Origin of the sequence: Sinorhizobium sp. CB7, assembly GCF_041357635.1 — a bacterium.
Taxonomy (GTDB): Bacteria; Pseudomonadota; Alphaproteobacteria; order Rhizobiales; family Rhizobiaceae; genus Rhizobium.
In genome coordinates this window covers 164,975-178,137 of the sequence record NZ_JAULLL010000004.1, presented here as the reverse complement: position 1 = coordinate 178,137, position 13,163 = coordinate 164,975, and the positions used below count along the sequence as shown (strand labels likewise).

Here is a 13,163-nt window from a genome sequence, read left to right as displayed (position 1 = left end):
CTTGTTCGGCTTAGGCTTCCTGTTTGGGGCAAGCACGATCCACGGTTCGTGGTGCTGCCGTCTCGCGTCGATCGTCGTACTTTACGCCGCGCGCTGCATGCTGATCCTTGCGAGCCTGGCGCCGATCTTTTTCGCTGCGCCCGCGGTAAATGCCCAGGCCGTGACCTTCACCGACATCGCGGGACGTCAGGTGGACTTGCCTCGTCCGGCCCGCCGCATTGTTCTGGCCGACGGGCAGCTGATCACGGCACTGAGCCTCCTGGAGCCGGATCCCACTGAACAGGTTGTCGGCTGGGCCGAGAACCTGTTGCGGTACGATCCGGCAACTTACGATCAATACAGGCAGCGTTTCCCCGCCATCGAAGACATTCCTCGTGTCGGCGGAACAACCGCCGACACGTTCTCGGTCGAAAAAGCGCTGAGCCTTGAACCGGACCTCGTCATCATCCCGCTCTGGTTCGGCGTTTCCAGCAGCTTGGAAACGCAATTGAGCGCCGCTGGCGTCGCCGTCGCCTATCTCGATTTTTTCAATGATCCGCTGAAGAACACCGTCCCGAGCATCAGGATGCTGGGCAAGGCGATCGGGCGGGAGGAGCGCGCAGAGGCCTATGTCGATTTTTACGAAAGTCACATGCAGCGCATAGCCGACCGGCTGACCGCCGCCAGCGTTGCTCCTTCCAGGGTTTTCCTGCATGCCCGCGCCGGTGGCTGGGAATGTTGCTGGTCGGCTGGCGGTCGCGTTGGTGAGTTCATCGAATTCGCCGGTGGCGAAAACATCGCCAAACCGGTGGTCAGAGGCATGACCGGCCAAGTCAGCCTCGAATATGTCCTGTCGCAGAACCCCGACGTCTATATCGCCGCTGGCGGCGCGGACCTTCCCGGCAGCGGTGGTTTTGCGATCGGGCCCGGCGCTCCGCAGGCGACGGTTCAATCCGCTCTGGAGGGCACCAGGAATGAGCCGGGTATCGGTTCACTCGGTGCTTTCGCCTCGGGCCGTGCTCATGCCCTGTGGCTCTTCTTCTTTCATTCACCGACCAATGTGGTCGCGGCGGAAGTGATGGCGAAATGGTTTCATCCGGACCTTTTTGCGGATCTCGATCCGCAGCGCACGCTCGCGGAGATCAACCGGAGATTCCTGGCGGTTCCGATGGATGGAACCTATTGGGCCGATCTGGAATCGCCTGCGGGCGATGCAAAAGCTCAATGACCATGGCGGCCCCCGAAACCCGTGGCCGCGGCGTCCGCCGAGATAACTGCAGATCATGGTCGACGGACGGTCCCGGGCAGGTGGCCGTCCATTATCGGGATCGCCAGTCTGTTCATAAATCATAGGAAATGCCGCTTCATGACAAAACTGATATCGCTCGCCAACGTCGCCCTGTCGATGCCGCAACACTATATCGGGCAGATATTCGAACATTTCGCGGAAGAGGTGCCCACGACGCTTTCGCAAGGAACGGGTCGAGCCATATTTCCGTGGGGCATTGGCGTGATGGAGGTCACCGAGCAGGGCCTGCATCTGCGCGCTGAAGCGGCGGATCTCACCTCGCTTGCCACCGTCCGGGACGTGCTGGCCAGCCATCTCGAAGAGTTCGCCTGGAAGGAGAAGCCGGACATCCGTTGGACGGGCGACGGCTGTGACACGAACGTCGTCCCCAATCTGCGGATCATGACAGTTGCCGCCCTTGCCGATCTGACGCCTCGCATGCGCCGTATCACGTTGAAAGGCGCGGACCTCGGCTGGTTCACGACCGGTGATCCGCATATCTGGCTGCTGTTTCCGCCGTCGGACCTGGACGTTCCCGAATGGCCGGTGCTCGGTCCGAACGGTCGCCCCGCATGGCCGCCCTATGGCAAGCGGCCTGCCACCCGAACTTACACGATCCGGCGCATCGACGTTGCCGCTGGCGAGATCGACGTCGACTTCGTGCTTCATGGCGATCAGGGCGTGGCGAGTGCCTGGGCCGAAACGGCGCGTCCAGGCGATGTGATCGGCATGATGGGGCCCGGTGGCGGCAGCATTCCGCCGATGGACTGGTGCCTGCTCGCCGGCGACGAGACGGCTATTCCAGCAATCGCTCGCATACTTGAGGTATTGTCGGATACGGCGCGCGGTGTGGTGTTGATTGAGGTGGCCGACAGGGCCGATGAACAGCCGCTTCCATGTCTGCCCGGCATCGAGATCAGGTGGCTGCATCGCAACGGTGTACCGGCGGGTCGGTCGCGGCTGCTGGAATGCGCCGTAAAGGCAATCCGTCCGCCGGATGATGTCCCGTTTGGCCTCTGGATCGGCGCAGAGGCGGCAACAGCGCGCGCCTTGCGAAGCTATTGGCGAAAGGATCTGGGCCTATCGCGCGCGAACACGCGCGCCGTAAGCTTTTGGAAGCTTGGCGTCAGCGAGAGCGATCATCAGCGGCTTCACGACTGAGGCTGCATTGGCGGACCACAGGATCGCGCCCGGTTCTGAGCAAAGAGGCTCAGCTCACTTTTGCGCCCGTCATGATGGCGACGACGTCGTTCATCGAGTGGGATTGCGGTGTTACCACCGCGGCGCGCCGGCCGAGGCGCATGATATGGATGCGGTCGGCGATTTCGAAGACGTTCGGCATATTGTGGCTGATCAGCACGACGGGGAGGCCCCGGTCGCGAATGGAGCGGATGAGCTCCAGCACCTGCCCGGTCTCGCGCACACCGAGTGCTGCCGTCGGCTCATCCATGATAACGAGCTTGCGGGCGAAGAGCGCCGCGCGGGCGACGGCGACGCCCTGCCTCTGGCCGCCTGAGAGCGCTTCGACGGCGTTGCTGATGGAAGGCAGGCGGAACTTCAAGTCGCTCATGGCGCGCTGCGCCTCGTTGCGCATCCGCCTCTTGTCGAGCCTGCGGAAGACCCTGCCGAGAATTCCTTCGCATCGCAGCTCGCGGCCGAGGAAGAGGTTGGAGGCGATATCGAGGGCAGGCGCCATGGCCAGGTCCTGATAGACCGTCTCGATGCCGGCATGGCGAGCCTCGAGTGGCCCCTTGAAATGGACAGGCGCACCGTCGAGCAGGATTTCGCCGCTGGTCGGGTGCACCGCCCCGGTCAGGGCCTTGATCAGGGTGCTTTTTCCCGCGCCATTGTCGCCGACGACGGCGAGGATCTCACCGGCGCGCAGTTCGAAGTCGACACCGTCGAGAGCTGTCACATGACCGTAGGTCTTGACCAGGTTGCGGGCTTCGAGAACCACAGGCGACGTGCCACTGACGGTCGTCTGCATCGGATGACGATCGACGGACATCAGTTCCTCCTCCGCGACAACTGGTCGAGGGCGACGGCGATAATGACAAGGATACCGGTGACTAGGTCCTGCCAGAGCGGATCGATGCCGGCGAGCGTCAGGCCGTTGCGCAGCACGCCGACGATGAGGGCGCCGATCAGCGTGCCGATGAGGCCGCCGCGGCCGCCAAACAGGCTGGTGCCGCCGATGACGACGGCCGTGATGGAATCGAGGTTCGCCGTCTGCATCGCATTGGGGTCCGCATTCGGAATGCGGCCAAGCGCGAGCCAGGCAGCGATGCCGTAGATGAAGCCCGCAAGAAGATAGACGGAAAGCAGGTGGCGGCGGACCGGAATGCCGACGAGGCGCGACGCTTCAGGATTGTTACCGATCGCGTAGACGTGGCGCCCCCATTTGGTCTGGTTCAGGAAATACCAGACGATGGCGTAGAGCGCGAGCATGATAAGCACGCCGTAGGTGAGCACGAAGCCGCTGAGCCTTATCGTATTGCCCGTCCAGGCGAGGAAAGGATCGCGAACCGCGAAGGCGCCGCCTTGCGAAATGAGACGGAGCGCCGCCGTCAGGATGCCGAGAATGCCGAGCGTGACGATGAAGGGAGGCAGGCGCAACCCGCTGATGAGTCCGCCGGCGGCGAGACCTGACAACGTGCACAGCAGGATGGCAAAGCTCATGGAGAGCACCGGATCGTATCCGAGATTGACGAGCTTGCCGGCGACGATCGTGCCGAGCACGCAGATGGCACCGACGGCGAGGTCGATTCCCGCCGTCAGGATCACCAGTGTCTGACCGATTGCCAGCGTGCCGACAATGATCGTCTGTTGCAGGATGATGGAGATATTCTGGGTCGCCAGAAAGCGCGGATTGGTCAGCGCGAAGACCACGCAGAAGCCGATAAGGACCAGAAACGGTCCGACGGACGGTGGGCCGAGAATACGGGCCTTCAGGCTCGGCGAGGCCTGAGGCGAGGAAACAGTCGCTGTGTTCATGAAAACCTCATGCCTCACGGTCTCCGCGGGGCCGGCCGGTCACTTCTGCCGACTGTTTAGCCCAACGAACATCTTTGGTGCCTCAGCACGGTTCCGAAAAGCCATCTTGCCTTCCGGGACTGCACAAAACAGGTCGTGTCGACCTGTGGAGCACCCGGTGGGGATCATGTCCGGACGGTCTCTGCGCTTTCGCGAAGATGCCGTGGCCGTTCATGATCCCGCTCGGGAGGTAGGAGATCAGTCCCCCCAGCAGTTTTCAAGGCCCCAGGCGGTGTCCTTGGACTCCAATCCGTCCACCGGCTTGTCCGTGATCAGGAACGAGCCCGTGTTGACGAAGCCGCTCGGTTTCTTGCCGGAGGCGGCGTATTCGGCCACGGCATCGACGCCCATCGAGGCCATCTTGTAGGGGAACTGCATGACGGTCGCGGCGATCTTGCCATCCTTGACGTCGCGAACGCCGGCGCAGCCGCCGTCGATCGAGGTCAGCATGACGTCGCTTTCCTTGCCGAAGGACTTCAGCGCCGCATAGGCGCCGGCCGCCGCCGGCTCATTGATCGTGTAGACGGCGTTGATGTCGCCGTTCTTGGAGAGCAGGTTCTCCATGCCGACCTGGCCCTTGTCCTGGGCGCCGTTGGTGATGGCCGCGCCGGCGATGGACGGGTCACCCTCGGCAATACCGAAGCCCTTCAGGTAGCCGTTGTGCCGGAACGTGTCGACCGTACCGCCCGGCGTGCCGTCGAGCATGGCGATCACGGCCTTCTTGTCACCCATGGCCTTGCGGGCATAGGCGCCCTGCTTGACGCCGGCTTCGAAATTGTCCGTCGCAAAGGTCGCGTCGACGGCATCGGCTGGATCTGTCGCCGTATCGAGGGCGATGACCAGAACGCCCCCCTCACGGGCCTTCTTGATGATGTCGAGCATGCCGGACGAATTGTTCGGCGTCACAAGAATGCCTTTGGCACCGGCGCTGATCAGGTCCTCGATCGCGGCGACCTGGCCTTCATTGTCGCCGTCGAACTTGCCTGCGCGCGCAATCAGCTTCACGCCCTTTTCCTTGGCACGGGCTTCGGCGGCCTGGCGCATCTTGACGAAGAAGGGATTGACTTCCGTCTTGGTGACGAGGCCGACAATGACATCTTCCGCCGAAGCGGAGCCGGCGCCGAAGACGACGCCAAGCATGAGGCCGAGCGCGCTGATGCCGGCATTTAGACTGATGGAGCGCACGGATATGCGATTGCGATGAAACGACATGAATACCCTCCCAAATTCGACGATACCGCAGCCTTCTGCCTTGCTGCGGCTCAGCCTCTCCTCAAAGGCCGACTGGGATTAGGTCATCTCTTTTGGATAATGTCAAATGATAATAAAGTTTCTTTTGTATAATTTTGTCCAAAATGCCTCGCTAGCTCCCCAGGCGGCGCAAGTCGTGCATCGCATGCTGGAGTGGCTTCTGTCGGCAGAGATCGCGATAAATGCCGTAGGCGGATCTATAAGCCTCTGCCTGAGCCGGGCGTGGGAGCGCGCGTTCGATCCTGCGTGCACCGAACCGTCTCGCGCCCTCGGTATAATCGGCCACGATTCCGCTCGCGACTGCGCCGTGAATGGCGGCGCCGACCGCGGTGGCATTCAGAATGTCGGGCACCTCGATCGGACGGTCGAGGACGTCGGCCATGATCTGGATCACCAGAGGATTGGCCCGCGCGAGACCACTGCTCATAAGTACGCGCTCAGGCTCGATACCGTTATCCAGAAAGAGATCGAACACCGTGCGCGTACCGAAGCACAGGGCTTCCGTGAGCGCGAGGTAGATTTCGGCGGCCGTGGTCTCGCGCGTCAGACCGGTCAGAAGCCCGGTCAGATTGCCGTCGGCGAGCGGAACGCGGTTGCCGCCCCACCAGTCCAGCGCGACGAGACGGCCTGAAGCCGGCGCAAGCCTGGCGGCCTCCTCGTTGTAAGCGCGGAAGCTTTCTGCCGTATCTGAGCCGCGCGGGAAGGTCCTGACGAACCACGCAAGCGTATCCCCAAAGCTTGCCTGGCCGGACTCGTAGCACCAGAGACCGCGCATGGAGCCGTCGAATGCCACGCCTTCGATGCCGGGTGGAAGAGGCCGATGTTCGGCGCTCAGATAAAGGTAGGCCGCCGAGGTGCCGAGCGCGCCCACGAAGCAGCCGGCGGTCGTCGCTCCGATCGCCGGGAGCATGACATGGGAATCGATTACTGCGACGGCGATTGCCGCCTGGCCCTGAATGCCTGTCCGCGTCCGCCATGCCTGCGAAAGCGTGCCGGCCGCCAGACCGACCGGTATCGGCGTCGTGAGGCGGCGATCGAGACCGTCGACCAGCCCCGGGGGATAGCCCGCCGCGGCGAAGTACTGCGCCTTGTAGGCTGCGAAACCCAGCCCCCGTGCTTCGGCGCCGGTCAGTTGCCAGACCACCCAGTCGCCACCCTCGATGAAGCGCTCCGTCGCGGCCCAGATCGCGGGTGCTTCCGTGGCGATCTGAGCGGCCTTGGCAAGCAGCCATTCGCCGGAGACGCGCCCGCCGAAATTGTCGAGAAAAGAGTGTGGTCGGGCATTGATCTCGTCCGCATAAGCCTGTGCATTGTGCTTCCACAGCTTGACATAGGCATGCGGCTCCGACGGGAAGAGGCGCGAAAGAGGCGTCCCGTCGGCCCGCGCCGGCAGCGGCGAACTGGCGGTAAAGCCGAGGCCTATGCCTTCCACGTTCCTCCCTCGACCGAGGCGCGACAGGATCTCGAAAGCGGCTTCCGTGTAATCGTCCGCATTCTGAAGAGCAAAATCCTGGGGCAAGGGCGTGCCGTCAGGCAGGTTGCGCGTCATGATGCTCTGACGGTAGGCATGGACGTGGCTGTCCACCTGCATGCCCGTTTCCGTCTCGATCAATACGCCACGGGCCGACTCCGATCCGAAATCCAGCCCGATGATATAGGGATTTTCCATCTCGTTCCTCCCGCGCACAGGGCGCGCGCTACAACATCTATATAAAAACAGATGTAATTGTCCATCTTATGTAAGATTTTTTACATAATATTCCTTCAGCGCCTGACGTGCCGGCTTTATCTTCGGGCGTTTTGTCGCTACATCAGTGAAACGAATGGGAGAAGCGAATGGGAAAGACGGGAGAGAGGCATGACCTGCCGACGCTTGAGAATGCAGGTAGCATCCTGTCGCTGATTGCGACCGGGGCGGCATCATCTCGAGCCGAGTTGCTCCAGGCCTCCGGTCTCTCGCGCGTCACGGTCACCCAGCGCCTCAATGCGCTTCTCGCCTGCGGGCTGGTACGTGAAACGGAGGAGACACTTCCGAGCGGCGGACGGCCGACCCGCGTGCTTGCGATCAACGCTGCGGCCGGTTTCATGCTGGTCGCAAACATAGGCGAGACCCACATCCATGTGGCGGCCATGGACCTGACGCCGGCCGTCATCGTCCACAAGACCTTGCCCTTCGAGGTCGCAAGCGGACCGGACGTCACGCTCGAGCAGATGGCCGAAGCTTTCGCATCGCTCGCCGCCGAAGCTGAGCGAACCCACGGCTTCTTTCTCGGCGTCAGCCTCAGTCTGCCGACGCCCGTGGATTTCAAGCGCGGCCGAGTCGTCGGCCCGTCCGTGCTGCACGGCTGGGACGAATTCGACATCATCGGCCGGCTTCGCGATCGTTTCAGCGTTCCCGTCTATGTCGAAAACGACGTGAACCTGATGACGATCTACGAATACCGACGCAATTTTCCGTCAGCGGACGATATGCTGTTCGTCAAAGTCGGCACGGGCATAGGCAGTGGCATGATCGCCGGCGGTCGCATATTCCGTGGTGCGCAGGGTGCGGCTGGCGACATCGGCCATATCCAGTTCCTGTCGCAGGACGCGCCGCTCTGTCGCTGCGGCAAGTTCGGTTGCGTGGAAGCGCGGGCGGCGGGATGGGCGATCGCGCGTGACCTTTCGGCGCGCGGCTTCACGGCCGAAACGGCACGCGACGTGATCGACCTCGTCGAACAGCAGAAGCCCGAGGCGATCATGCTGCTCAGGGCGGCTGGCCGCGCCATCGGCGAGGCCGTCTCCGATGTCGTCAGCATCATCAATCCGAGCCTGATCGTCGTCGGAGGCACGCTTGCCCGCGGCGGCGAATTCCTGCTCTCCGGCATTCGCGAACTCGTTTATCAGCGCTGCCTGCCGCTTGCCACGCGCGACCTTTCCATCGTGCTTTCGAATTCGCGCGAGGACAGCGCCATGTTCGGTGCCGCCTATCTCCTCCTGGACGACATGTTCTCACCATCGAAGATTGAAGTGTTGATGCAGCGCTTTTTGCGGGAGAAGTCTCAGCCGCGATATCTGCACGCCGGCTGAAAACGAAGCGGGTCAGGCGCGAACGCGCTGCGCACTACTAAGCTCCTTGACGGAGACGATCGTCACCGTGCGTTCCGCTGACTTGAGCGAACCGAGGGCATCCTGCGTAATTCCTTCGTCGGTGATCACCTCGTCGATCTCGGAAATATCCGACAGCGTGCAGAAGCCGGGCGCGGTAAATTTCGAGCTGTCGACCAGCAGGATCGTCTTGCGGGCAGACGAGATCATCGCCCGCTTCAGCGACGCGACTTCCAGCGATGTCTCCGTCAATAGCGTCCCTGTGACCGCCGAGGCGCCGGTCATGCAGAGGTCGGCATGAAGCGTTTTGATGAAGCTCTCACCCGGCTCGCCGGCAAGGTGGCGATAGCCGGGACGCACGGTGCCGCCGGGCAGGATGATGCGCCAGGATTTGATGTCGGCGGCGAAATCGGCGATTTCCAGGCTGTTTGTCACCACCGTCAGCGGCAAATCCCGCTCGGCGGCCGCGCGAACGGCCTCCATCACGGTCGAGGAACTATCGAAGATGACGCTGTCGCGGGCACTGAGGCGCAGGGCAGCTTCACGGCCGATCGCGACCTTCTCTGCGTGCTGCAACTCGGCATTGACGGTCGTTTCCCGTTCGAAGGTGGCGCGCATCGGCTGGAGCAGATGCGCTCCGCCGTGGGTGCGTTCGAGATAGCCCTTCTCCACCAGATGCTCGAGGTCGCGCCGAACGGTCGATTGCGATCCGCCGATCGTATCGGCAAGCTCCTGAATGCTGGCCGCGCCGTTGATACGCAGGTGCTCCAGAATGAGAGCCCGCCGCTTGGCGGGAACGATATCGACGCGTTTGCTCTGAGACTCCATGCTTCACCCGGTTGGTGGCCGACTGCGCGGTCGGCCCATTTCGAACCAAATTCGGCCAAGCTCTACCAAATCGTATAGCCGCAATCCACTACCACCAGGGAGCCGGTCATGGCGCTCGCTGCGTCCGAAGCGAGGAAGAGGATGGGGGCGGCAATCTCGTCCGGACGTGCAACGCGCTTCATCGGTGTCATCTCCATCCAGACCGGCATCAGCTTGTCGTCGGTGAAGCCGCCGCGGGACATGACCGTATCGACATAGGTGGGCGCGACGCAGTTGATCCGCACGCCGCGTTCGGCCCATTCGCCGGCCAAAGATCGGGTCATGTGGTGCACGGCGGCCTTTGCCGCATTGTAGTGCACCTGCCGCTGCGGTTTATTGGAAATCAGGCCGGACATGGAGCCAAGCGTGACGATCGAGCCGCTGCCGCGCTCCAGCATGGGCTTTGCGAACTCCCGGCAGGACCAGTAGGCGCCGTTGAGGTCGACATCGACGACCTTCAGCCACACCTCGTCGCTCATCTCTTCTCCGGCCGTGTCGGGCCAGGCGATGCCGGCATTGGCGATCAGGATGTCGACCGCGCCGTGGCGCTCGTTGGCGGACCGGGCAGCCGCAGCGACGGCCTTTGAATCGGTGATATCGAGTTGCACCGCCTCGACATCGTGGCCCTTCTGCCGCAGCTCGTCTCGGCCGACCTCCAGCACGTCAGGATTTATATCGGAAATGATGACGCTTGCGCCGGCTTCCGCGAGCGCCTCGGCCGTTGATAGGCCGATGCCGCGACCGCCGCCGGTAATGAAAGCGGTTTTTCCGTCAAGGCGGAATCGTTCGAGAAACATGGACGTGTCCTTCATGCGTGTTGGAGCGCGGGATGGGCGTCGGCTTGGCGGCGCCGTCCGAGGATCAGCAGGCAGCCGGCTGTGAAGCTGTCGCCGAGACCAAGCGTCGTCGTCGGCTTTTCGACATAGGGAGAGGCGCAGGCGACGAAGGTCCAGCGTCCCCTGCGGACAAGCGTTTCGAACGGAAGCGGATGGAACTCGGCAGCAGGTGCGATGGTAATGGTTCGGGCAGGGGCTCCATTCACGGCCCTGGCGCTCGCGATCCCGCAGCCTGCCATCAGCGCGAGTTCCTCTTCCTTCGGATCGTTCAGGGTCACGGCAGCGGCCCATGTATCGGCGTGCACGCAGACCCGTTCGAGATCGAGCCGCTCGCCGAGCGCGACGAGGGCTTCCATGGGATGCCGGGCGGTTGGATCCATCGCAAGAAGCTCGGAATGGCTCATCCCGAGCGAGGTGATGGCCCCACGGGCGTGCGAGAGAAGCTCCTGGACAGCCTGTTGCGTCGCATAGCCGGCTAACTCGAAATGTATGGTCCTGAGGCCAGCTGCCTTCCAGTCGCGACTGAGACCGAAGACGTGTCGGCTCGCGGCGCCGACATCCTCCACCGCCTCATCGTTCAGCCCGGAAAGAAGGCCCGCAGCGGCCGAGGGCGCCAGTCGGCGCGACATCGTCTCGAAGTCGCCGTCATGCTGGATGCCGCGGTCGCAGAAACGAATGATGACGCGCGATGAGCGGGCCGGCACGACGGTGCCGATCGGCCGCCCTGCGGTAAACTCGAAAATGAAGATTTCGGGGATGTGAGGGCCGACGGCCGAGACTGCGTCGGCCGACTTCAGCACTCCCCTCTCCGCCAGGAGGACGCCAGCCGGTATCTCCCGCAGCATCGCCGCGTGGCGGTCCTCGATGGCGACCAGGGAGCGGACGCCGAGCTGTCCTAGCACCCAGGCAGCCTGGGGACCGGTGCCGCCGAGAGCGTAGCGTATCGCCAGGCGCTCGCGCAGCCACGCTGGACCTTCCGGCCAGTCGAATCGTAGCTCGCCACCGACGCCCTGTGCAGCACGGGCGAGAAGAAGGTCGGCGAGCTTGCCCGCAGGGCTTTCGGCGGGAGCATCGAGAAGCGGTTGCATATCGTGCATGGCGATCCGTGCATCGATGCAGGCGCTGATGCCGCAGAGGAAAAGACCCGCCGTCGACAGCGCATCCTCGCCAAGCGGATCGGCCAGGGCGGCATAGCGGTCTGCCCACGATCCGGTGAAAACGTCACTCATGGCCGCAGTTTCCTCCTCACTCGGCAATGATGTCAATTGCTATCATTATCTTCCAAATCGTCAATATGATTTTCGCGGATCGCGTCAAAATTGAGCAATTGCGGTAATTTTGAAGGGGCGAGAGGGCAATTGCAGCAAAGATTTTTGTGCGGGTGCTCAAGTTTTTTTCCGAAGATTTGCCAATTTGCGCACATAGCCAGCGGAAACTGCTGGCAATTCAATTGTATGGGAAAGGAACTCCGGGAGAGATCAAGAGGATGTTCGATGCGTGTCGGGGAGGTTCTTAAATATATCAAGCATTTGATAGTTGTATATTTTCACCCATGGATTGCGCTTGATTTTGCGTTGGTGCAGATCGCCAGTTTGGCCCAAATTAGAAAGAAAAAGATAGCTATTGACAGAATATGAGAAATATCCGCATATGATGACAAGCCTGCAGCGGTGAGAGAATGATCGCCCGCGGCCGATCCTAACAACATTATCGAGGAACACCGATGGTCACGAGACTCGACAGGAAGCTGGCGAATATCCGCGCAGGCCGCTACAGGCCCATCGATTTCATCATTGCTGACGCCAAGGACAGTGACGTGGGCGCCGGCGTGACGGCGACCGGTTTCGACTATTCCGTGAGGCCTCCGCGCCGCCGCAGTCGTCAGGAGTTCATCGCCCAGATCGAGGAAATCATCAAACAGGACATCGTCGATATCATGCTGGTGTCGCAGTCCAACCTCGATCTCCTGGACGAGCGCGGGGCCTTCTTCGGCAGTGAGGTGAAGCCTGCGATCCGCGGCAATCTGGAAACGATGTGCTGGGGCGCAGTCCGCCATGGCGTCTATACCCAGACGGCATCCGTACCCTTCCGCGATACCAATCTTGCGCGCGCCATTGCCAATTACCCAACGACCGGAACCGATCTTGCGCTCTACTCGGTATCCTTCAGCAACAATGTCGAACTCGACATTCGTACGCTGAATGCTTTTGCCGAATTCCGCGCCGAGGCGGCACGCATCGGCTTCAAGTATTTCTATGAAGTCTTCAATCCGAGTATCGATATCGGTCTCGATCGCGAGCAGATCGGCCAGTTCGTCAACGATCACATCATCAAGTCACTTGCGAGTGTGCCTCGGGCGGAACGGCCGCTATTTCTGAAGACACCCTATAACGGACCAAAGGAGCTGGAAGAGCTCGTCAATTTCGACTCCGAACTGATTGTCGGCGTGCTCGGCGGCGGTGCAGGTACCACGCGCGACACCTTCGAGCTCGTCGCCCAGTCCGAGCGCTACGGCGCGCGGTTGGCCCTGTTCGGCCGCAAGATCAATCTCGCAGAGGCGCCGCTTCACCTTATCGTGCTCATGCGCGCCGTTGCCGATGGCGCGATCGGGCCGGAGGAGGCCGTGCGCGCCTATCACGGCGAACTTCAGAAGCTGGGCCTGACGCCGAACCGGTCGCTCGCTGACGACCGCATGATCACGGAAGACGTGCTGAAGGTTGCGGCCGCCAAGGCCGCCTGACCGCCCGAATTGGCGCAGCGGCGGAAGTCGGAGCCGCTGCTTGCGATCGAATGTGACCCCACAGCGGGGTCGCCGCCCGCGG

General features: G+C 62.3%; 11 protein-coding genes. 4 read left to right on the top strand and 7 right to left on the bottom strand.

Annotation, left to right across the window (positions count from 1 at the left end):
• Nucleotide 1 precedes the first annotated feature (1 nt).
• Nucleotides 2–1,207: an ABC transporter substrate-binding protein gene (locus AAE029_RS09910; RefSeq protein ID WP_371072657.1), complete on the top strand. Its 1,206-nt coding sequence runs from the start codon at nt 2–4 to the stop codon at nt 1,205–1,207.
• A 138-nt stretch (nt 1,208–1,345) separates the two neighbouring features.
• The gene (locus AAE029_RS09905; RefSeq protein WP_371072656.1) at nt 1,346–2,428 is read left to right on the top strand and encodes a siderophore-interacting protein; all 1,083 of its coding nucleotides are present in this window, start codon (nt 1,346–1,348) and stop codon (nt 2,426–2,428) included.
• 49 nt (nt 2,429–2,477) lie between these two features.
• Here the strand turns inward: AAE029_RS09905 and AAE029_RS09900 are convergent, their stop codons facing one another.
• The 4 genes from AAE029_RS09900 to AAE029_RS09885 form a co-directional block, all read right to left on the bottom strand.
• Nucleotides 2,478–3,275, bottom strand: coding sequence for an ATP-binding cassette domain-containing protein (locus AAE029_RS09900; protein WP_371072655.1), 798 nt, complete (start codon nt 3,273–3,275; stop codon nt 2,478–2,480).
• Nucleotides 3,275–4,261 (bottom strand): ABC transporter permease, encoded by a 987-nt coding sequence (locus AAE029_RS09895; protein ID WP_371072654.1) that lies wholly within the window; start codon nt 4,259–4,261, stop codon nt 3,275–3,277. The genes AAE029_RS09900 and AAE029_RS09895 overlap by 1 nt, the downstream gene beginning before the upstream one ends.
• Before the next feature lie 237 nt (nt 4,262–4,498).
• Nucleotides 4,499–5,485: a substrate-binding domain-containing protein gene (locus tag AAE029_RS09890; RefSeq protein WP_371072854.1), complete on the bottom strand. Its 987-nt coding sequence runs from the start codon at nt 5,483–5,485 to the stop codon at nt 4,499–4,501.
• A 178-nt stretch (nt 5,486–5,663) separates the two neighbouring features.
• On the bottom strand, nt 5,664–7,220 hold the full coding sequence (locus AAE029_RS09885; RefSeq protein ID WP_371072653.1) for an FGGY-family carbohydrate kinase: 1,557 nt from the start codon (nt 7,218–7,220) through the stop codon (nt 5,664–5,666).
• A 167-nt stretch (nt 7,221–7,387) separates the two neighbouring features.
• Here AAE029_RS09885 and AAE029_RS09880 point away from each other — a divergent pair, with 167 nt between their 5' ends.
• Nucleotides 7,388–8,620: an ROK family protein gene (locus AAE029_RS09880; protein WP_371072652.1), complete on the top strand. Its 1,233-nt coding sequence runs from the start codon at nt 7,388–7,390 to the stop codon at nt 8,618–8,620.
• A 12-nt stretch (nt 8,621–8,632) separates the two neighbouring features.
• Here AAE029_RS09880 and AAE029_RS09875 read toward each other — a convergent pair whose 3' ends face one another.
• The 3 genes from AAE029_RS09875 to AAE029_RS09865 form a co-directional block, all read right to left on the bottom strand.
• Nucleotides 8,633–9,466 carry a DeoR/GlpR family DNA-binding transcription regulator gene (locus tag AAE029_RS09875; protein ID WP_371072651.1) on the bottom strand — a complete coding sequence of 278 codons (834 nt, stop codon included), beginning with the start codon at nt 9,464–9,466 and terminating at the stop codon, nt 8,633–8,635.
• 62 nt (nt 9,467–9,528) lie between these two features.
• Nucleotides 9,529–10,302, bottom strand: coding sequence for an SDR family NAD(P)-dependent oxidoreductase (locus AAE029_RS09870; protein ID WP_371072650.1), 774 nt, complete (start codon nt 10,300–10,302; stop codon nt 9,529–9,531).
• An 11-nt stretch (nt 10,303–10,313) separates the two neighbouring features.
• On the bottom strand, nt 10,314–11,570 hold the full coding sequence (locus tag AAE029_RS09865) for an ADP-dependent glucokinase/phosphofructokinase (protein WP_371072649.1): 1,257 nt from the start codon (nt 11,568–11,570) through the stop codon (nt 10,314–10,316).
• Nucleotides 11,571–12,064: 494 nt separating this feature from the next.
• On the opposite strand from AAE029_RS09865, the gene AAE029_RS09860 reads away from it, so the two are divergent.
• The gene (locus tag AAE029_RS09860; protein ID WP_371072648.1) at nt 12,065–13,081 is read left to right on the top strand and encodes a hypothetical protein; all 1,017 of its coding nucleotides are present in this window, start codon (nt 12,065–12,067) and stop codon (nt 13,079–13,081) included.
• The last annotated feature ends 82 nt before the right edge of the window (nt 13,082–13,163 follow it).